Here is a 21387-nt window from a genome sequence, read left to right as displayed (position 1 = left end):
GTCCCGTTTCCCGTCACAGCCGTACCTTCCGTCCCCGCTCCGTCCGACGTCTGTTGTTCGGCCGGAAGCGCCGTTACGGCCAGATTGGACACCTCAAGCGCATCATAGATCGTCTGATACCGCTTGATGAACTGCTCTTCCGTCAGATTGTTCTTCACGAAAGGCGAAAGCAACGCATACATCCCCGCATAATCAAACCGTTCCCACGCCGACAAATACGCCGTAACGCCCTCCGACGAATCCGGCACGGTCGAAAGGTCCGAAGAAGGAGCAGCTGTCGACGTTTCCGAAGCTGAAGGATCCGGAGACGATTTGCCGAACAAATCGGAACAGCCTCCGAGCAGGAATGCGAGCAGCAAAACGATAATCGCCGTCAAACCAACGCTGATCTGTCCTCTCAACCGGATAACCCCCTCGATATACCAAAATCACCGACTTATAAACACCATGCTTATTGTTTATACCTCGATCAGGGGTCGATGTTTCTGTCGTCCGGAAATTTTGTCCTTATGCTATGGTTCTCCTTAGCACCTCCATCGTCAAACATAGCGGTGAACCAGGTTCTCAATAAAGCTTCAGGCTGCGGCCCCAAGGTCCTGAAAACAGTCCATGTCGCTGCCGGAACATTATACGCCGTGAAATCTTGTGGAGCTTCCTTCGTTGTTGCTACCGAAATATGCGAGTTCGACAAAAATTTTAATTTGCGAGATGGATTTACAGTATTTTACTACGAGAAGTATAATAGAAATAATGACTCATTAATAGGAGGATATTCCTTGGATAACAATCCCAAAGAGCCGCAATACGGGTTTTCTCCGATAACCCCATCTTACGTTCCGTCACAGGCGAAGACGAGTGGCAAAGCAATTGCCTCTCTAGTACTGGGTATAATATCCTTAATTACTTTGCCATTGGGTGGAATCTTATTTCTTGGAATCATTGGCTTCTTCAGCGGTATCGTTGCGATTGTGTTCGCGTCTTTATCGTTTAAAGAAATCAAGCGGGTACAGGTGCGAGGTCGCGGTATGGCAATTGCAGGCTTGGTATGCGGAATCGTCGCGACGGCTCTCAATGTGCTTGCCTTTGTTGTCTCGTTCGTAATTGGCTTCACGAATGCTATTAATAATGTGTAGTCACAACTAAAAGGCTTCCAAAACAAAATTTTTCGCCGTCACTTATACCCACTTAGTAAAACACGAAAGGCCACCGAAGTAATCGGCGGCCTGAACGAACTTGGTTCAACTATCGTTTCCGGTTAGTGGAAAACCTTGCACGGCACGGCTATTTCTCCAACTCATAGCGGGCCGCGATAATGCCCGACTTGAGCGTTCGGCTGGACAGCAGCTTGAGATTGATTTTCTCATTGGCGCCGTCGAATACTGATTTTCCGCCGCCCAGGATGACCGGACAAATCGTCAGCATGAATTCGTCGATCAGGCCGAGCTCAAGCAGCGTCTTCGCTGCCCCTGGGCTGCCGAAGATAACGAGATTTTTACCGGGCTGCTCCTTGAGCGCCTTGATTTCCTCTGCGATATTGTCCTTGATCAGTGTCGTATTGTTCCATTCCGCCTTGTCTAGCGTGCTGGAAATGACGATCTTCTTAACATCCTGTACCCATTTGGCATGCTCCATGTCGTGCCTCGACGCATCCGGATTGTCCAGTACCGTGGGCCAGTAGCTCTCCATCATCCGATACGTCGTGCGTCCGTATACGGGAGAGCCGACTTCGGCTACGACCTCCTCGGCGTATTTCTCGATTTCCTCGTCATACGGAATCCAATCTAGTCCTCCGTTCGAATCCGACGCATACCCGTCCAGCGACACATGCATGAACAATACGAGTTTTCTCATGTCTGTTTCTCCTCCGATTTCGAATTTTTGTTCGTTTTTTGGCCGTTGGCCGTGTTTTCTTCCCGCTGTTACGTTCACTATAAATCATTACGTTACGTAAGGTTCAAGTAGAAATCTGAGTGGTCAAACCCTGACTATGTTATAGCATTGCCAGACCTCTCACAAGGTCCAAGTAGAATTGAATTACTTTCTCTCTGTCGCAAAGTAAAGGATGGCTATGACCGGGAAAGCCGTTCCAATCCATAACACGGCACTCCATCCTCCTGTGGCATATGCCCATCCCCCAATTGCGGATCCGACAGCACCGCCAATAAAGAAGATAGCCATAAAAAGGCCATTCAGCCGACCGCGAATTTCCGGACTCAGCGAGAAGAGCGCGCGTTGTCCAAGGACAAGATTTCCGGATACACCGGCGTCCAATAAAATAGCCGAAACGACGAGAATAACTATTCCGGTCATTGAACCCTTAGGGATAATAAGCGGCAGCAGCATCGAAATGACGACAATGGCGAGCGCAATCCCTGTTGCGGGTTTAGTCCAGCCTCTATCGGCCAGCCGCCCCGCCAAAGGCGCGGCTATTGCGCCAACGACTCCGACAAGCGCAAACAACGCAATGTGTATCTGTGAAAAATGAAAGAGCGGGCCGGATAACATTAGCGGAACGGTTGTCCAAAATAAGCTGAAAGTTGCAAACGCAAAGGCATGATAAGCAGCCCTGCGGCGTAAGATCGGGGTAGTGCGCAGCAAGTGCCACATCGAACCTAGCAGAGCGATATAGCGCGTGTCCGTCATGGGCTTTCTTGCGGGTAGCGCCTTTGACAATACGATCGCCAATATAATAACCGTTGCGGCGGACAGAGCGAATACGGTATGCCAGCCCAGAAACTCGGCGACCAGGCTCGACAACGGACGCGAGAGCATGATGCCGAGCAACAAGCCGCTCATGACATTGCCGACAACGCGACCGCGGATAGCATCCGGCGCAAGGTAGGACGCAAAAGGCACAAGTACCTGTGCCGCTACTGACCCTAAGCCGATCGCGAAGGAAGCCGCCAAGAATGGCACAGCTTGATTCGACACTGCCGTGATGGCAAGCGCAACGCCTGTGAGAACTAAAGATACGACAACCAGCCTTCGATTTTCAACGATATCTCCTATAGGTACGACAAATAACAAGCCGGCTACATAACCCATCTGCGTTAACGTCACGATCAAGCCGGAACTGTTTGCGGGCAGCCCGATGGAAGAGCTGATTACTCCAACCAAGGGCTGGGCATAGTATAGATTAGCTACAATGACGCCGCATGCGGTAGCCAGAAGTAGGATTAACCATGCTGGGATACTTTTCTCAATAGGTTTTTTCTCTTCCAAACCATGTTCCTCCATTTCATTTTATAAACTGTACGTATAGTTTATAAATTATATAACAGAATAATATACTAAACGTATAGTTTTGTAAATGGGTGGTCACACCTTTATTTTTTTTTATATAAACGGTATACTGAACGTATAGTTTGTTTGATTGGATCAACTATGGACGAAAGAAGAAGATGATGATGAATGGAAAAAGAGGAAGACCGCGTAATATGGATGCCCAAAAGTCTATCCTTTCCGCATCTTACGAGCTATTGCTGGAAAATGGCTTTCAAGCCGTCACCGTAGATAAAATTGCCGAACGTGCCCAAGTTAGCAAAGCCACGATTTATAAATGGTGGCCCAACAAGGCTGCCGTGGTCATGGATGGTTACCTGAATGCGGCCACGGAAAGATTACCCGTACCTGATACAGGTACAACCTTTAATGATATTTTAATTCACGCCACGAATTTAACCGCGTTTTTGACAAGTCGAGAGGGGACCATCATTACGGAGTTATTAGGCGAAGGACAGTTTGATTCAGGACTGGCGGAGGCCTATCGTACTCGTTTTTTCCGTCCCCGCCGACTTGAGGCAGGAGGTCTTCTGGAAAAAGGGGTCCAACGCGGGGAATTGAAAAACAATCTCGATGTTGGCGTATGCATTGATCTCATTTACGGGCCGATTTTCTACCGTTTGCTCGTGACAGGCGACACCTTGGATAAACCTTATGTGGAGAATCTAGTAAAAAATGCATTTGAAGGAATCCGTTCAACCTGAGCAAGTATCGTTCGCATCGCAAAAGGCGATTGCCGCGTAGAAAAAGGTTGATATAATATAGTGAGTAATGAATTTTTAGGGCAATGCTTCGCTAGCCTTGCTAGAGACAACCCGCTACTTTAGCCGGGTTGTCTTTTTATTTAATGAAAAGGTGGAGATTCCGATTATGATCAAGAAGGAAACACGAGCTATCCTCACCAAAGGAGACCTCATCGACAAGTTCAGAGGATGCGGACTCATGGAAGGACAAACCGTCATAGTCCATACTTCGTTAAGCAAGCTTGGTTTTGTTGTAGGCGGCGCCGAGACGTTCATTCGATCCCTTCTAGAAGTCGTCGGAGCAAAAGGAACCCTGATCATGCCATCCCAAACGTGGAAGAATCTCGACCCGTCAACAGGCGTGCATTGGGAGGAGCCCGTAGAGTGGTGGCCTGCCATTAGAGAACACTGGCCCGCTTATGATAAAGAGGTTACCCCGGCAATCGGCATGGGTGTCGTAGCCGAGATGTTTCGCAAGTGGCCTGGAGCCGCAAGGTCCAACCACCCTGCGCGTTCCATAGCGGCAGTAGGCATGCATGCGGAATACATAACGGATAATCATGATTTAAGCAACATTTTTGGAGAAGGCTCTCCGTTGGATAAGCTATATCAGTTAGGCGGTTACGTGCTTATGGTTGGCGTCGGCTACGACAAAAATACGTCGCTGCACTTGGCGGAAACGAGGGCGAATTTCCCTGGCAAGAAATTCTCCGAGGAAAGTAGTGCCATGATGATTAACGGCAAGCGCGAATGGGTTACTTACAAGACCCAAGCCGTGGACGACGAAGATTTTATTCAATTGGGGCAGGAATATGATAACGAAAAGAACTTGAAGATTCACAAAGTCGGAAACGCCGAGGTCCGGTTTTTGGAACAACGACCGTTGGTCGACTGGGCTACGGCATGGATGGAGCGCAATAGGGTGCATGTCTAGCAGAGGCTGAGGCAAGCAAAGCCAGAAGCCCGAAGCCGGCATAGCGGCAGATCCAATCATACACAACTGAAGCAGCATCCATCCAAAAGCCGTGGGTGGCGACGAAGAAACGGCGAAGCAAGGATAAACTCCCTTGCGCCGCAGCTTCTTATGCTTGAGTCGAAGATAACTTAAACCTTGAATTTGCCGACATGGGCGGTAAGCTCTTCAAAGCCGCGCCGCAACAGCTCCGTCAAGCTGCCTACCGTGTCGACCAGTTCAGACTGGGATTCGGACAATTCGGACATGCGTCCCGTATGCTCCGAAGACCTCATGGCGATCTGCTCCAATTCATCAAGAGAAGCGGCAATCTGCTCGGAACCCGCCGACATCTGCTCCGAGGCGGACGAGATCTCCTGGATCTGACTCGACACGGAAAGGGTCGAATCGACGATCTTGCTGAATGTCTCCCCCGACCTTTCGGCCGTCTCCGAGCCTTGCCGCACCGCCAGCGCGGTCCGTTCAAGCTCCTCGGAAGCCTTGGCCGTCCCGATGCCGATACTCTCCAGAATTTGGCCGATCTGCTGCGACGACTGTTCCGACAACTCCGCCAGCTTGCGGATTTCGGCCGCGACGATCGCAAACCCTCTTCCGGCTTCCCCCGCGCGGGCGGCTTCGATGGAAGCGTTCAGAGACAACAGGTTCGTCTGAGTCGCTACTTCCGCGATAAGCGCCAGAATCTGACCGATCCTGCCGCTGTCGTCGTTCAACGCCTTTACTGTCCCGACGACCGCGGTCAGATCGACTTGAATCGCTAGCATCTGTTCCGAGAACCGCTCGACCCAGCCCATGCCTTCCTCTGCGCTGCCGGAGGTTTGAACCGCCAGATCGGCCACAACGGAGGAAAATTCGGCGACCCGTTGGATACCGACCGAGATTTCCGCGACGGCACTCCGGCACTCCCGCGAGCTTTGGAGCTGAATGGACGTTCCTGCCGCCAATTCTCTCATCGCCTCCCCCGCTTCCTTCGTAGCCGATGCCGTCTCGCCTGCTTTTGCCTCCAGCATGCGGACGGCGCCTCCAACGTCTGACGCCGTCGCGCTCACGCTCTGCGTGAGCTTCCGCAGACTGAGTATCATATCGTTGAAAGCGGTCGACAGGGCTCCGATTTCGTCCCTGCTTCTTACAGGAATGGAGACGGTCAAGTCCCCCTTCGCCGCTTGCGCCGACAGCAGGATCAAATGCTTGAGAGGCTTGACCAGTTGCCGCAGTGCAGCGATTCCGATCAGGATCGCGAAGAAAGCGACGGCAGCCGACACTGCGATATTGTTCCATAACATCCGGTTCAGCTTTGCGGTTACATTGCCGTAATTGAAGTCGACACCGAACACAGCGACCGGCTTGCCGTCCCCATCCCTCATGAGATTCAGCTGCGTAATCCAGGCGCCATTCTCGTCCGTATATACGTCGGTCAGAGCGGCGCCCTTCTCGACCGCTTCCAAGAAGCTTTCCATGAACGGCTTGGTTGGACTGTAACTGATCCCCGGATAGTAGCCGGCCTCATGAAGAGCGTTGTTGAATTGAATCAACACGAGCGACTGTTCCCCATCTTTCTCGAGAGGCTCCGGCAAGAAGAAGAAAGCGTTGGCGACATACTCGTTGTCGATCATGGCGTTCAGCCGCACAAGCAGCTCTTCAAGCACGGGAGCATCATTCTTCTTCCCCGCCGCTACGCTCGTCTTGGCCTCCACCACCGCCGGCAGGACGACCTCCATTTGCTTCTCGAGCATGCCTCCGGTCCTTTTCAATTCGTCGAAGTACGCTTTCTTCTGATTCGTATAGGAAGATGTCACCAGAATCGCGTCCACGATCACAAACAAAAGCGCGATAATCACGGAACCTTTGACGATAATGCTAAGCTTGGAAACGCCGACCATAATCGCTTATTCCCCCGGATTCTTCAAATAGCTTGCTGGAATGAGCCCTGCTCACTTGGCCGTATATCCCCCGTCAACGACGATGCCTGCCCCGGTAATGGCGCTGGCTTCGTCGGAAGCCAGAAACACGGCGGTTTCGGCTATCTCCGCCGGATGGATCGCGCGGCCGATCGGGTGGATCTGCGCAATATCCTTGAGCACTTCTTCCCGTCCGCCGAACAGATCGGCATGAAGGTCGTTAAAGGTCGTATCCACCCACCCCGGACAAATGCAATTGACTCGAATCCCCTGCGGAGAGAAATCTAGCGCCATCGCTTTGGAGAGCATCAAGATCGCGCCCTTGGAAGATACGTACGCCGCCAGCCGAGGCTCGGCCACATAGCTGTTCGCCGATCCCAGATTGATGATCGAGCCCCCGCCTCCTGCCTGCATCCCGGGCACGACCGCCCGGGACATCAGAAACATGGACTTGACGTTCACCTCGTAGGTACGGTCCCATACTTCCTCCGACAATTCGAGAATGGAGCCCGGAATATTAATGGCAGCGTTGTTGACCAGAATATCCACCTTTCCCAGCTTCTTGGACGCGAAGCGAATCAATTCCTCAACGGAATCGTTCCTGGATACGTCGGCCCGGCAGAAGACCGCGTCCGCTCCGGTTTCGCGCAATCGCTTCGAGGTCTCTTCGCCCGCTTCCGACAGGTCGGCCATGACGACCGAGCATCCTTCTTCGGCGAAGCGCCTCGAAATATGATAACCGATTCCGCGTGCCGCGCCGGTGACGATGGCCGTTTTCCCCGTCAATCTCATGGTGGTTCCTCCTTGTGTGCTAAACTTCTCCCAGTGCCGGCGGCACTTCTTTGTACCCTTTCGACTTGATCGCACCGAATACGATGCCGATTGCGAGCCAGGTGAAGCCGATCGCGTACGTCGTCCAATCGAAGCCGCTCCAGATGAAGGCGATAACCCCGAATCCGATCAACGGGCAGATCAGGTATCGAATGAAACCTTTCAGATCGCGCACCTTCTTCTTCAGGAAGAAGTGCGTGACGACCGATAGATTCAACAGCATGTATGTCGTCATCGCCCCGAAGTTTACGAGCTTCGCCAGAAAATCGAGCGACAGGAATAGGGCGACCACTACCGAAACCAGTCCTACGAAAATCGTGGCGTTCGCAGGCGTTTTGTACCTGGAGTGGACTTTCGACAGGATTCCGGAGAACGGAAGCAGCTTGTCCCGGCTCATTGAGAAGATAACGCGGGAGATGGCGGATTGAACCGTAAGCGCGTTGGCGATCCCTACCGAGAGGACTCCGATCAGGATGAAGGCGTAATAGAGTTCGCTTCCTCCAACTTCCTTAATAATGTCCAGGTAACCCATCCCCGGATCGAGGTCCTCGTAATTAGGATGCGCCAGAGAAGCCATGTAAGATTGGCCAAGGAAAAGCAAACCGATCAGGCAGAGACTGGCGACGACGGAAGGACCGACTGTTCGGGTCGGATTCTTGGTCTCTTCGGAGAGGGTACTGATTGCGTCGAAGCCGATAAATCCGAGCACCGCGATAGAAGCGGCGGAAGCGATGAGCTGCAGGTCGATCTTTCCTGGCTGATAGAACGGCGCGAGCGAGAAACCGCCCATCCCGTGTCCGTCCATGAGCACGTACTTCAATCCGCAAATGATGAAGATGGCGATCAAGCCCAGCTGACAGAATAGAAACAGGTAGCTTGCCCACCTAGTCAAAGAGATTCCGCGCGCATTAACGAATGTGATGATGAAGGCGAAGAGCAAAATGACGAGCAATGACGGAACTCCCGGAAAGACGGCGGACAGCCACAGATTGGAGAAGGCGATCAGCATGCCGGGAATAATCAGGTAGTCCATAATAATGATCCAGCCCGTCAGGAAACCAACGTGCGGATTCAGACCGCGCTGCACGAAAGAGTACGCGGAGCCGGCAATGGGAAATTCCCGGCTCATCGAGCTGTAGCTGTACGCCGTAAATACCATGGCGATTACGCCGACCAGATAGACGAGAGGAGCCATGCCGAGGCTCACGATCGACACGCTGGCAAATACCTGCGTCGGAGCAATCGGAAGCATCGTAATGAGACCGAAAATAACCAGATCTTTAAAGGTCAGGGTTCTCTTCAATTCTTGCGCATAACCCGTCTTGGCCTCATCCGTATTGAACACCGCTTGCGGATCAATCACCTTTGACATCATGATTACCTCACCTTCGTTTAAGTTAATGAGCGCTCGGCTTTCTGCGGCTAAGCGAGTGCAGCCCGTTCTGAACGAATGCGCTCCGCACGTTCTTCATCTGCATGATTCTATCTTCCGCCAGACGATCGGCCGCAACATAGGAGGGAATTCGTTCCCGTCTCGAAATCTCGAATATGCGGGCGATGCTGGAGCGAATCTCGGCGATCTTCTTGTAGGCGCGCTCTTGGTTGTATCCGCTAAGCTCGTCCGCGATATTGATGACTCCGCCCGCGTTGATGACATAGTCCGGCGCGTAGACGATACCCAGCTCGTAAAGGCGGTCTCCGTGGCGCGATTCCCGAAGCTGATTGTTGGCGGAGCCGGCGATCACCCTTGCCTTGAGAAGAGGAATCGTATCGTCGTTCAATGTCGCTCCAAGAGCGCATGGAGCATAAATGTCGCAATCCGCCGAGTAGATGTCGGCAGGGTCGACAGGCACGGCGCCGAATCTCTCCACAGCTCTTCTGACCGCGTCCTTGTCGATGTCCGTTACGACGAGCTTCGCCCCTTCTTCGCTCAAATATTGACATAATCGAGTAGCAACGCTGCCTACTCCTTGGACGGCAACGACCCTGCCTTCCAGAGAGTCCGATCCGAAAGCTTCCCCGGCAGCTGCCTTCATCCCCTGATAAACGCCGTATGCCGTTGCCGGCGAGGGATTACCGGAAGAGCCGAAGCTTGGGGAGACTCCCGTTACATAGTCGGTCTCTTGATAGATCAGGTCCATGTCCTCGGTCGTTGTCCCCACATCCTCGGCAGTAATGTAACGTCCTCCAAGGCCTTGAATGTAACGTCCGAACGCCCGAAACAGCGCTTCGCTCTTGTCCGTCTTCGGATTTCCGATGATGACGGCCTTGCCGCCTCCAAGATTGAGTCCGGACACGGCATTCTTGTAAGTCATTCCCTTGGCTAGTCTCAGCACGTCCTCCAAAGCCGCATCTTCGGAAGCGTAGGTCCACATTCTCGACCCGCCCAAAGCAGGCCCAAGAGTCGTATCATGGATGGCCACGATCGCCTTCAACCCTGAACTCTTATCCTGACAGAACAATACTTCCTCGTAGTCGTCCTTCACCATCGTATCAAACAAACTCATACCGGTTTCCTCCATTTATTTAACATGCTCCATCCCCACATTCCGACAGCCGACACACAGACAAGCGCGAGAACGAACCCGCCGATCGCGGACTCTAAACCCAGCCGCTGCGCCAACAGTCCGAGCCCCATGACCGGAAGAGCCACTCCCAGATAAGTCACCGCGTAATACGAAGAAATCAGGTCTCCCCTTGATTGCTCGGGCGCCATGTTGTTGGTCAGAGCCAGGCTGCCTGCGTATAGCGGACCGTGCCCCAAGCCCGTAAACAACACGGAAGCGGCCAATAATATCCCCGAACCCGCATGAATGGCCAGCACTAGCGAAATCAAACCGCCCAGGAGCAAGACGAATCCGGCAAGCGCCATCTTCTCCGGGGACAGCCGGCCGAATATCAGTTGGGAAGCCGCGGATACGGCAAGAACGGATGCCGAAGTGACTCCGGATATCAGCAGACTGCTCGTGCCGATCCATTCCCCCATGTAGGAAGGAATGATAGACATGAACAGGCTAATTACCGCCCATGCGATAAAGGAAGTGACCGCCGAGAGGAGGAAGGGCATGAGGAGCCTTCTTGGAATGGCCGGCCAGTGAAGCCGGGGTCCTCCGGATTTTCGAGGCGCTGACCTGGAGACCAGCAAGCAAGCCAGACCGAGGAGGACGAGCGCGATGTGCGCAAGGTAGGGAAGTTGCGTCGGCCAAGGCCCGAACTGGGCCAGCGCTCCCGACATCACCGGCCCCAATGCGTTGCCTGCCGTAACGGCGGCGGCGGCGAGAAACGCCGAGCGCTGCCTGTCTTTGTTCCGGTGGAGCGCGGTCATCGCCGATACCGCGATGCCGTTGAACAGGCCGACGGACAGGCCTTGAAGCGTTCTGGCCAAGAGCAGCAGCGGCAAGCCGTCCGCCAAAGCCATACAGGCGGAACCCGACAGCGCCGCCACGGCGCCTGCCATAAGAAGCTTACGGTATCCGATCCGGTCCGACAATTGGCCGAAGAGAACGATCGAGGGGATGACGGCCAGAGCGTACGCGGCGAACACCAACGTAATGATGCCCGGGGTTAATCCCCATTGCGCCTTGTAGACGGCATATAACGGAGTCGCCAGATTAAGACCGAGAATCGTAACGAACAGCCCATATACGACCGACCAGTAGGCGAACGCTCTCGAACGGGATTGGAAGGTCCTTATGTCCAGCACGTCCTGCATCCGTTGCAGGCACCCGATGATATTTTTTAGTCTCGCCTCGTCCAGACGGGCTTCTATCCTCATCCTGGATAGTGATGGATTCCGAATTTCCCCGACCGTCATCCGGTCGATGTTCGTCCCGGAATGAGCGAACAAATCCGATACCCGGGCTAATACGCCTGGACGGTTACGAACCGTTACCGATAAAATGCATGCCGTCATATCCTCGCCTCCCCATGTTTCCGTCACCCTACTCAACCTTCGATCAAGCGGGGGGCCTTCGTCTCTTCGTCCTCTCGGATCACTCCGTTCACATGGGTCACTCCGATGATTTTGCGCAAGCGTTCGGTCAGTTGCACCCATTCGGACGGTTCAGCTTCCGCCTCCAACGTCATGAGCCAGAGCCCGTCATTACCGGAATCGCCAACCGTCAGCCCTTCGATCTGAAGTCCTCTTCTGGCGAACAATCCCGTCGCCCGCAGCAGAACGTCCGAACTCTTAACCAGCCAAACCTTAAGCGTCCGCGTAGATTTCGGCATACGTCCGCCCCCTCATCTTTCCGGCATTATTCTGTAGTCAAAGCTACATATTTCAGCACCGAGAATTCCTCCAGCCCATGCCGTCCGCCCTCTCGGCCGACACCGCTCTCCTTGATGCCGCCGAACGGAGCCTGCGCATAGGCCAGAGACGTACCGTTGATCGCGAGATTGCCGCTCTCCAGCTTCCGAATCAGCCGATGAATCCTAGCGAAGTCGGAAGTAAAGACGTAGGCCGCCAATCCGTATCGGGTAGCGTTCGCCCGCTCGACCGCTTCGCTCTCGGTATCGAAAACAAGGATGGGCAGAACAGGTCCGAATATTTCCTCCCTGGCCAGATCCATCTCCGAGGTCACTCCATCCAGCAAGGTCGGCAAGTAGAAGCTTCCGCCTGCATACGCTTCTCCGGACGGACGCTTCCCGCCCGTCAGAACCTTCGCGCCTTTGGCCACGGCGTCGTTCACCAGACGTTCCACCTTCGCGAGAGCCCGATCGTTAATAAGCGGTCCGATGTCCGTGCCGGGTTCGCTTCCCGCCCCGGCTTTCAAATTCCTCACGAGCGGCAGCAGCTTGCTCAGCAGCGCTTCATGAACATCCCGATGAACGTAAGCCAAGTTGATTCCGTTGCATACCTGTCCGCAGTTCTCGAATTTATTTCCTACGATTTGGGCAGCCGCTTTATCCAAGTCCGCGTCGGGAAACACGATGACCGGAGAGTTGCCGCCCAACTCTAACGACACCCGCTTAACCGTGGCGGCCGCTTGAGCCATTAGTGTCTTGCCCACTTGAGTGGAGCCGGTGAACGAAAGCTTGCGAATACGGAAGTCGGTCATGAGCTGAGCGCCGATGCGCGAAGGCACTCCCGTCACCAAATTTGCGACTCCCTGGGGAATTCCGGTCTGCTGCAGGCAGCCGAACATGGCGATGGCCGTCATTGCCGTCGTCTCGGCCGGCTTCAGGACGACTGTGCAGCCGGCCGCAAGAGCTGGCGCTACTTTGCGGGCGACGGTTGCCGCGGGGAAATTCATCGGAGTAATGAGCGCCACCGGCCCCGCAGGCTCCCTATATACCAGCAATTGCTGTCCTGGGTTGGAAGCCGGAATGATCTCGCCGTAGGCCCGTTTGCTCTCTTCGGCGTACCAGCGGATGATCGCCGCCGTCCCTTCAATCTCTCCCGTAGCCTCCTTAAGCGGCTTTCCCTGCTCTCTCGACAACAGCTCGGCTAAGGTTTTCTTCTCCCGTACCAGCAGGGATGCCCATTCCTCCAGAAATGCAGCCCTCGCTTGCGCGGGAAGGACGGACCACTCGGGGAAAGCCGCGGAAGCGGCATCGACCGCCTCCGTCACACGCTCGCTCTCCAAATCGGGAATTCGTCCGATCGCCTGTCCGTTCGATGGGTCGAAAACTTCCAAGGTGGCAGATGACGAGACTTGCCGGCCGCCGATCCAGTTGTGGTTCCAAGTCTCCATATCCGTCGTGCTCATATTCGCGCGTTCCTCCTCTGCATGCCGTTGTTCGGACTTCTTAGATAAATTCGAAATATTTTCGGCGCTCCCAATCGGTTACGACCGTAAAATATTCTTTCAACTCCAGATCCACGGCTTGCAAATAATGCCGGACAACCTCGTCGCCAAGAAGCTCCCGTGCAATCTCGCTTCCCTCCAGAATTTTTCTCGCCTCATATAGATTCGTCGGCAGCTTCCGCAAATCCATAACGCCCGCATTGCCTTTAATCGGCTCCGGAATATCGATGCGGTGCTCGATCCCGTATAATCCGGAAGCCATCATCGCCGCAATAACCAAGTAATGATTCGCGTCGGCTCCGGGCACCCGATTCTCGAACCGGCTTGATTTGCCCTTGCCGTCGAAACGGAACGAGGTGCTGCGGTTGTCGATGCCCCAGCTTATCGTATTGGGCGCGCCCGATCCGAAATCCATGAGCCTCTTGTACGAGTTGACGTAAGGCGCATAGAACACCATAAGCTCCGGCGCGAGAGCGAGCATTCCGCCGAGGAAATACCGGCCCGTCTCGGACAAACCGTACTCCTTGTCCGGATCGTGAAGCACGTTGACCGACCCCTCGGTATCCCACAGGCTGATGTGTGTATGCCCGCTGCTGCCGGAATCGTTCGTATCCTGCTTCGCCATGAACGTCACCATTAATTGGTTCAATGCGGCCATTTCCTTGATACCGTTCTTGTATATCGCCGTTCGGTCCGCCATCTCCAGCGCTTCGGCATACCTGACGTTAAGCTCGACCTGCCCGTTTCCCCACTCGCCCTTCAGCGCTTCGATCGGAACGCCGACGGCTTCCAGGTTGGAGGTGAGCTGGCCGAGAAACCAGTGATCGACCGTCAGACGGTAGATCGAGTAATCGATCGGATACGGAAACAGCGGTTTAAGATTCGCAAAGTTCTTCTCTCTCGCCGAATCGGAAGTCTCCTTGAAAACATAAAACTCGATCTCCGAAGCCGCATATGCCTTGAAGCCCATCCCTTCGGCCTTTGCGATCTGCCGTTTCAAAATGTTCCGAGGGGCGATGCTAACGGCTTCTCCGCTCTTCTCCTCCAAGTCCGCGAGAACCAATGCTGTACCGGGAGACCATGGATAAGGGCGGAGCGTCGACAGGTCGGGAATCGTCTTCATGTCGTGAACTCCCGTATCCCAGTTGCAATAATCGAACTCTCCAAAGTTCAAGCTGACATCCCAAGCCAGGTTCAATGCGCAAGTATGGATGCCTTCTCGGGCCTCCTCCAGGAAGTAGCGCGCGGGCACCCTTTTTCCGAACAGCTTGCCCTGCATGTCCACTCCGGCGACAATAACCGAATTGATCTCTCCGGACGCCGTTAAGCGGGACAATTCCTCGATGCTTAATCTCGCCACGATCCGTACCCCCTCGTTCGTTAATGAATCGTCCAACCGCCGTCTACGAATACCGTCGATCCCGTAATATACTCAGACTCCTGCGAGGCCAGAAAAAGAACCGCGTTGGCGATATCGACCGGGCTCGCGATACGTCCGACCGGAATCCGGTCCAGCACCCATTCCCGAACCTCCGGATTCTTCAATCCCCCTGCCGTGAACGGAGTTTCCACAACACCGGGAGCCACCGCGTTCACCGTGATGCCGTAAGGAGCCAGCTCGAGCGCGACCGCTTTGGTCAGCAGGTTGAGACCTCCCTTGGATGAATTATAATGCGGCTGGCAATGCCCGCTGCTGGAGACGATGCGGTGCGCTTCAACCGAAGTGATGTTAACGATTCGACCCTTGGTTTCATTGCTGATCATGGCTTTGGCGGCAGCCTGGGAGCATAGGAACGGAGCTTTCAGGTTCACATTGTGCACCTTGTCCCACTCCTCCTCGGACAGTTCAAGAAATTCGGTGAAAGCGACGATACCCGCATTGTTGACAAGAATATCAAGCGTACCGAAGGCTTCAACAGCTGTCGCGACCATCGCCTCCACGTCCGCTTTCTTCGTGACGTCCGCCTTAACGGCGATTGCGGTGCTTCCTTCTCCTGCGAGCGATATGGTCTCGTTAGCTCCGTTCAGATTCAAATCCGCCACGACGACTTTGGCGCCCTCCTCCAGAAAACGAAGAGCAATAGAGCGTCCATTCCCGGAGCCCGCACCCGTCACAATTACCGCTTTGTCCTTAAACTTCATGTTCCTCATCCTTTACGTGAGTAATGAATTGCTTCAAAATGCTCTTGTATTCGCATAAAGACTGAACATCCGCGTATTCCCCAGGTCCATGATGGTTAGCTCCCGAAGGACCGAATTCGACGGCCGGCATTCCCCGTTCCGCATAGAATCTCGTGTCCGCGGAGCCCTCCTGGCCAAAGAATAGCGTTCCCGAATGCTTCCTCAGCTTACTGACCCAAACGTTCTCCAGATCGGTGTTCACCGGCGTCCCTTGGAAATGAACCTTAACCTCGGCCGAAGGTACCGCCTTCCGGATTACCTCTAGAAGAAGCCCCGGATCTTGATCAGGCAAATAACGGATGTCGATTCCCATCTTGCATTGGTCAGGCACTTGGTTAAAAGCAGTGCCTGCCTCGATCTTGGCCAAATTAAGCGAGGCCTTGCCAAGAAACGGCGATTCTTCATGGAAGAAATGCAGCGAGGCGATCGTCTGATAGTGCTCCTGTGCCTCCAAGATCGCATTCCTGCCCAACCAAGGACGACTTCCGTGCGCCGCGACGCCGGCGACTTCGACGACAATCTGCAATATCCCTTTGGATTGGATGGCGATGTCCAGGTTGGTCGGCTCCCCGCAAATCGCGATATCTCCCAACCATCCTTGTTCAACGAGAAATCCCGTTCCGAGCTCTCCGCCGCTTTCTTCGTCCGGGACCAAACAAAGAACAACCGTGCAATCCGGCGGCGATTGCGCAAGATCCTGCATCAGCAGCAGCATGCAGGCAACAGCGCCCAACATATCATAGCTGCCTCTTCCGTAAAGCTTGCCGTTCTCCAACCGGGGTACGAAATGCTCCGGCTGGGCGGGCACGACGTCCAGATGGCCATTCAGAACGATAGTGGGACTGCCGCTTCCGACAGACGCCACGACACTCTTCAAGCCCCGGTGTTCGTACACTCTCGGATCGAGACCTGCGGCCCGCAACCAATCGGAGCAATAATCCGCGCAGCGGTTAACGCTCTCCGGGTTCGTGTTCTGAAACCGGATGAGCGTCTGAGCCAGCTCAACGATTCGTCTCGCTTCCACGTTCTCAAGCGGCAATGTTCTCAGTTCAAGCCCTCCCTGTAACAAAAAATATCTACACTTTATAATCAAGCAAGAATCGTGCCAGCCCCTTTTGCGCGATTTTCAATACTTCTTTCTTGATTAACAGCTTCACACCATCCCAATTGACCCGATTCTCCCAATTAACCCGATTAACCCGTTCGGAGATGATCAAGCGATAAAAAAACACGCCTTCTGTTCATTGAACAAAAGGCGCTAATCCTATTCATGCCTATCGGTCAAATTCATAGTTGCCGTTGGTCAATGAAATGGCGGAGTTGGGCAGTTTGTCCCTCGTGCAGATGCTTGAAGCCCTCCGCCGTTAGCGTGCACCCTGAGCGGCCGAGCCTGATGTCGACCAAGCCTTGTTTTCTCAAACTTTCCATTCGCTTGCGGATCTCGTTCTCCGTCATGATCACGCCCCGCTCCCGGGCCATACCGACCAAGTTTCTGCGCCCGGTATGCCTTCCTGAACGGTCGGCCTCCAGGACCAGCTCGAGCAAGAAACTCTCTGCGTCTATCCCTGCGACGGACCAGGTGACGAGCCGATTCTTCCCCAAGCTCTCTCCCTCGTTCCGGAACGCCGGCGAGGCGGCCTGGGCGACGACCGGCTGATTATCGTCTTCCTCCTCCGACTTGTACGAAGGATTCCCGGAATATTGGGTCAGAAACGGAAGGTCCTCCACTCCGAACGTCTCGTCTCCCATGATGGAAAGATATTCGATCGTATTCTCCAACTCCCGAATGTTGCCCGGCCATTCGTAATCCAGCATCGCTTCCATGATCGGCCCGGACAAGTCGAAGGGAAGCCCTCTTCTCTCGAAGAAGAAGCGGATCAGGGCCGGAATGTCTTCCTTTCTCTCGCGTAGCGGCAGAATATCGATCTGGAGCACTTTCAACCGGTAATACAAATCCTCCCTGAATGTCCCCTCTTTCACCATCCCGGGGAGGTCGCGGTGCGTCGCCGCAATGACCCTGACATCTACGGGCAGCATCCTCGTACCGCCGACCTTCAAAATCTCCTTGTGCTGGAGTACGCGCAGCAGACGGGTTTGAAGCGCGGGAGAGATGTCCCCGATCTCGTCTAGAAATATCGTGCCCTTGTGCGCCTGTTCGAACAATCCCGGTTTGCCGCCTCTTCTTGCCCCCGTGAACGCGCCTTCTTCATAGCCGAACAATTCGCTCTCCAGCAGGTTCTCGGGCAACGCGCCGCAGTTGAACGCGATAAACGGGAACTTGCTCCTGTGAGAATACTGGTGGATCGAATGCGCGAACAATTCTTTACCCGTTCCGTTCTCGCCAAGCAGCAGGATACTGAAGTCGTTATTTGCCATTTTCCGGGCCCTTTCAATGATCCGTTTCATGACAGGCGATTCCGTCACGATATCCTTGAAGGTAAATTTAGCCGCGTGCCCGTTCTGCCTCAGCTGCGTTCGCAGCTTGAGTTCCAGTTCCTCCACCTTCTTGGCGATTTTGAGAATAAGCACCCGAACCGAAGAATGGCCGCGGATCCACGTCGCATTCGCAATCACCGTCTGGTCTCTAATCGTAATCAATTGGTCCTTCACATCGCCATGGAGAAATTGCGGGTCGATCCCTTGGTGCCGCAACAGTTGCTGGATACTCAGGTTCGACGCATCCCGTCTGGATTGGAGCAGGTCTTCGGCGGTATCGTTGATGAACGCGATTGTCCCCCGTTCATCGAAGGTCACAACCCCGTCTTGAACCATATTCAGCGTCTCTTCGAATAGATTCTTGCCGTTGACCAGCTCCTGAAGAGTCACTTGAAGCCCGAGATTAGAAGTTGCGATTGTCTTCGCATAGGCATTCAGCACCCCCCTCATTTCCGAGTTCAGAAGATGGAAACGGGTCAACAGCTCGACGATCGTGCTGAGATCGACCACCCTGGCGCCTATATCGATCGTATGGGTTACGTATTCCGGCACAAGCTGGGGTTCGCCCGGGGTAATCGCCATGGTGACGTTCCGGTTGTCCGGAGCTCCGAGATAATACGGCACGAGATCGACATGCCGGAGCCCCAGCTCGTAGAGAAGGGATATAGACTCGACGACGGAATCACGCTCGTCGTTCACGACAAGATACTTTTCTCCAGGGGACAGTTGGCGGATCATGCCCCATCCTTCTTTGGACAAGGTGCGTTTGATGATGAGGATGTCCGTCTTGTTTTTAATATGAAAGGGAGAATGCTTAATGAAAAGAATGTGGGAACTGATCATGACCAGATCTACTTCTTCGGATCCCGTCCAATCATGCACGGAATAAGGAAGGAATTTCATGTAGCCGTCAAGCAAAGGCTCCAGTTGCCGGCAAAGCATGGAGCTGGTTCCGACGCTGCCGGCAATAACCGCAATCTTCAAACGCTGCAATGGAATCACCCCATCTGTTTGTCTGCTCTCCGCTGTGCCGAAGCGATCCCTAGCTGTTCGCGGTATTTGGCAACCGTTCGCCGCGCGATCCCTATCCCGGCTTCCAATAGAAGCTTTGACAACTGCCGGTCTGAATAAGGTTCGCGGCTATTCTCCGACTCGATCAAGCTCTTGATTCGGTATTTGACGCTTTCGGAGGAAGCCGCCGCGCCCGCGGTAGCGAAAGAGGATGAGCATAGAAAAGATTTCAGCTCAACGATCCCCCTAGGCGTAGAGGCGTACTTCCCGCTTAGCGTCCGGCTGACAGTCGATTCGTGAAGACCTGCCATTCCCGCAATATCCTTAAGCGTCAGCGGTTTCAAGTAACCTGGACCCCGATCCAGGTAATCGGTTTGCCAGTCGACCATAATCCGCGTGACCGCGAGCAACGTGCTTCCCCGCTCCTGCAAGCAGCGGCGTAACCATTGAGCCGATCGGATACGGGATCTTATATACCCGCAGTCGGCATCGGTCGTTCGGCTATCGTTCAATAAGTCGAGGTATCTTTCGTTGAAGGCCACTCTGGGAATTGACGTCTCGTCAAGGGTCGCCTCGTAGCGCCCATCGATGCGTCGTACCCATATATCCGGCGTCAAAAAAGGCGTATTTCCCTTGCCGAATGAAGCGCCTGGACGGGGATTCAATTCCCTGATCGTTGTCCCCGCTTCCTTCACCTCTGCGACTGCAGCCTCAAGAAGCTCTGCGATTCGCTCATACTGGCCAAGCGCCAGGAGCTCCAGCGCATATTCCACTACCTTCTCGGCCAGCGGTCGGAGGGGATCCAGAGATACGAGCTGGAGCAGCAAGCAATCCCTGAGATCGGCTGCCGCCACGCCCGTCGGTTCGAATGTCCGCACCAACGCCCACGCTTTGCGAACTTCGCTCATTGGCTGGTTCAACAGGGAGGTCAACTCCTCGAGAGACAGCTTTAGATACCCGTTCTCATTTAAGCATCCGATAATATAACGTGCCATTCGGCGCAGCTTGGACGAAAGCCCTGCGATACAATTCAATTGACTGAGCAGATGCTGCTCCAGGGTCTCTCCGCCATCTTCCGCCCAATTGGATGTCATATCTCCGTTACGGGCGAAATCCCCGTGTGCCGATTCATAAGAAACCGCGCAACTCTCTTCGCGTACCGCCGGGGATACTTCCAGGATGGGATTATCCATCATCTGTTCTTGTATATATTGGTTTAATTCCGCGGCTGACAATTGCAGGATGAGCAGGCCTTGCCGCATTTCTTGATTGAATACCTGCTTGGTCGTCTGGACCTGGAGCGAACCAAGCTGCACGGCCATAGGGATCATCCTCTCGTTGCGCCGCTGCGTCAGGAAGCGTATCGTGTTCATGTTATATTTATTAACATAAATGTACATCAAAATTTGTCGATAATTCAACTAAAATCTATTTCCTCTTCGCTGCCACTATTTAGAACACCCAACCTGATAATCGGATAGGAGGCTACCCATTAGTTGAGTAGCCGACCTTCCACACCACCGTACGTACCGTTCGGTATACGGCGGTTCCTAAGTTTACGTTGTGACTTGTCGGTAATAATCTGCGAAGAATAGAAATCCAAGTTGCTTGAGGACGTTGTTTCCGAGGGACTTCGAGAGGATTGGGCTATTGGAGGTTCTCCAGTAGCCTTTTCTTGTGTTGGCATATTCCCATGCTTGCTGAACGCGGAGTCCGAGCGATTTTAGGTTCGCGAACCTTGTCCTAACTCGCTTCCATTGTTTCCAGTAAATCATGCGAATTCGCCTTCTCATCCATTGGTCGGTGGTTTGCAGCAAATACTTCATATCCGCTATTTTGAAATAGTTGACCCATCCCATGATGTAGCGTCTAAGTTTCTCTGCTCGGTCTTCATTCCCTATTCCATTGCTTCTCGATGTAAGTTCCTTTATTTTCGCTTTCATCTTCGCCACGGATTTCGGGTGTATTCGGACCTTCGTTTCTCCATCTCGTTTGTAGAATGAGAATCCAAGAAATTTAACTCTTGTCGCCTCGTCGACGGCCGTTTTCTCCCGATTCACCTTGAGGAATAGCTTCTTCTCGATGAATGGGAGGATGTTTGTTAGCGTTCGTTCGGCGCTCTTTCTGCTTTTGCAGAAGATGAGCATGTCGTCGGCGTAACGTACGAACCGGTGTCCTCTGCTTTCCAGTTCCTTGTCCAGTTCATTCAGCATGATATTGCTCAGTATCGGACTCAGGTTGCCCCCTTGCGGTACGCCGATTTCTGTCTCCTCGAACTTGTGCTT

At 53.8% G+C, this 21387-nt stretch carries 19 protein-coding genes and 1 pseudogene; 3 read left to right on the top strand and 17 right to left on the bottom strand.

Annotation, left to right across the window (positions count from 1 at the left end):
• Positions 1-401, bottom strand: a 401-nt coding sequence (locus ACESLM_RS26945; protein ID WP_372636806.1) for an NTF2-like N-terminal transpeptidase domain-containing protein, incomplete at its 3' end; no start/stop codon positions are given.
• A 375-nt stretch (positions 402-776) separates the two neighbouring features.
• On the opposite strand from ACESLM_RS26945, the gene ACESLM_RS26940 reads away from it, so the two are divergent.
• Complete coding sequence (locus tag ACESLM_RS26940) at positions 777-1133, top strand: DUF4190 domain-containing protein (RefSeq protein ID WP_372636803.1); 357 nt, start codon at positions 777-779, stop codon at positions 1131-1133.
• Positions 1134-1281: 148 nt separating this feature from the next.
• Here the strand turns inward: ACESLM_RS26940 and ACESLM_RS26935 are convergent, their stop codons facing one another.
• Together ACESLM_RS26935 and ACESLM_RS26930 are read right to left on the bottom strand one after the other, a co-directional pair.
• The gene (locus tag ACESLM_RS26935; RefSeq protein ID WP_372636800.1) at positions 1282-1851 is read right to left on the bottom strand and encodes a dihydrofolate reductase family protein; all 570 of its coding nucleotides are present in this window, start codon (positions 1849-1851) and stop codon (positions 1282-1284) included.
• 183 nt (positions 1852-2034) lie between these two features.
• Complete coding sequence (locus ACESLM_RS26930; protein ID WP_372636797.1) at positions 2035-3237, bottom strand: MFS transporter; 1203 nt, start codon at positions 3235-3237, stop codon at positions 2035-2037.
• Positions 3238-3407: 170 nt separating this feature from the next.
• On the opposite strand from ACESLM_RS26930, the gene ACESLM_RS26925 reads away from it, so the two are divergent.
• Both ACESLM_RS26925 and ACESLM_RS26920 read left to right on the top strand, forming a co-directional pair.
• Positions 3408-3986 (top strand): TetR/AcrR family transcriptional regulator, encoded by a 579-nt coding sequence (locus ACESLM_RS26925; RefSeq protein WP_372636795.1) that lies wholly within the window; start codon positions 3408-3410, stop codon positions 3984-3986.
• Between the two features lie 166 nt (positions 3987-4152).
• Positions 4153-4959, top strand: a complete 807-nt coding sequence (locus tag ACESLM_RS26920) for an AAC(3) family N-acetyltransferase (protein WP_372636792.1) — start codon at positions 4153-4155, stop codon at positions 4957-4959.
• Positions 4960-4971: 12 nt separating this feature from the next.
• On the opposite strand, the pseudogene ACESLM_RS26915 reads toward ACESLM_RS26920, so the two are convergent.
• The 14 genes and pseudogenes from ACESLM_RS26915 to ACESLM_RS26850 form a co-directional block, all read right to left on the bottom strand.
• A pseudogene (locus ACESLM_RS26915) lies at positions 4972-5103 on the bottom strand (DUF6463 family protein); the annotation flags it as partial.
• A 26-nt stretch (positions 5104-5129) separates the two neighbouring features.
• Positions 5130-6875 carry a methyl-accepting chemotaxis protein gene (locus ACESLM_RS26910; RefSeq protein ID WP_372636789.1) on the bottom strand — a complete coding sequence of 582 codons (1746 nt, stop codon included), beginning with the start codon at positions 6873-6875 and terminating at the stop codon, positions 5130-5132.
• A 51-nt stretch (positions 6876-6926) separates the two neighbouring features.
• A complete protein-coding gene (locus ACESLM_RS26905) occupies positions 6927-7685 on the bottom strand; it encodes an SDR family NAD(P)-dependent oxidoreductase (protein ID WP_372636787.1) in 759 nt (252 codons plus the stop codon).
• A gap of 19 nt (positions 7686-7704) precedes the next feature.
• Positions 7705-9099 carry an APC family permease gene (locus ACESLM_RS26900; RefSeq protein WP_372636784.1) on the bottom strand — a complete coding sequence of 465 codons (1395 nt, stop codon included), beginning with the start codon at positions 9097-9099 and terminating at the stop codon, positions 7705-7707.
• A 22-nt stretch (positions 9100-9121) separates the two neighbouring features.
• A complete protein-coding gene (locus tag ACESLM_RS26895; protein WP_372636781.1) occupies positions 9122-10231 on the bottom strand; it encodes a Glu/Leu/Phe/Val family dehydrogenase in 1110 nt (369 codons plus the stop codon).
• Entirely contained in the window at positions 10228-11637 is a 1410-nt protein-coding gene (locus ACESLM_RS26890) for an MFS transporter (protein ID WP_372636778.1), read from the bottom strand. The genes ACESLM_RS26895 and ACESLM_RS26890 overlap by 4 nt, the downstream gene beginning before the upstream one ends.
• A gap of 32 nt (positions 11638-11669) precedes the next feature.
• Positions 11670-11954, bottom strand: a complete 285-nt coding sequence (locus ACESLM_RS26885) for an ACT domain-containing protein (protein ID WP_372636776.1) — start codon at positions 11952-11954, stop codon at positions 11670-11672.
• Between the two features lie 26 nt (positions 11955-11980).
• Complete coding sequence (locus ACESLM_RS26880; RefSeq protein WP_372636774.1) at positions 11981-13435, bottom strand: NAD-dependent succinate-semialdehyde dehydrogenase; 1455 nt, start codon at positions 13433-13435, stop codon at positions 11981-11983.
• 40 nt (positions 13436-13475) lie between these two features.
• Positions 13476-14834 (bottom strand): glutamine synthetase family protein, encoded by a 1359-nt coding sequence (locus ACESLM_RS26875; RefSeq protein ID WP_372636771.1) that lies wholly within the window; start codon positions 14832-14834, stop codon positions 13476-13478.
• 20 nt (positions 14835-14854) lie between these two features.
• Complete coding sequence (locus ACESLM_RS26870; RefSeq protein WP_372636769.1) at positions 14855-15616, bottom strand: SDR family NAD(P)-dependent oxidoreductase; 762 nt, start codon at positions 15614-15616, stop codon at positions 14855-14857.
• Complete coding sequence (locus ACESLM_RS26865) at positions 15606-16724, bottom strand: M20 family metallopeptidase (RefSeq protein ID WP_372636767.1); 1119 nt, start codon at positions 16722-16724, stop codon at positions 15606-15608. The genes ACESLM_RS26870 and ACESLM_RS26865 overlap by 11 nt, the downstream gene beginning before the upstream one ends.
• A gap of 218 nt (positions 16725-16942) precedes the next feature.
• Positions 16943-19084 (bottom strand): sigma-54 interaction domain-containing protein, encoded by a 2142-nt coding sequence (locus tag ACESLM_RS26860; RefSeq protein WP_372636764.1) that lies wholly within the window; start codon positions 19082-19084, stop codon positions 16943-16945.
• A gap of 5 nt (positions 19085-19089) precedes the next feature.
• Complete coding sequence (rpoN, locus tag ACESLM_RS26855; protein WP_372636762.1) at positions 19090-20523, bottom strand: RNA polymerase factor sigma-54; 1434 nt, start codon at positions 20521-20523, stop codon at positions 19090-19092.
• Between the two features lie 135 nt (positions 20524-20658).
• A partial coding sequence (locus ACESLM_RS26850; RefSeq protein WP_372636760.1) for a group II intron maturase-specific domain-containing protein occupies positions 20659-21387 on the bottom strand: 729 nt, incomplete at its 5' end.

This window comes from Cohnella sp. (assembly GCF_041641335.1).
Classification (GTDB): domain Bacteria; phylum Bacillota; class Bacilli; order Paenibacillales; family Paenibacillaceae; genus Cohnella.
The sequence above is the reverse complement of the archived record's forward strand: the minus strand, read 5'-3'. Positions and strand labels throughout refer to the sequence as shown.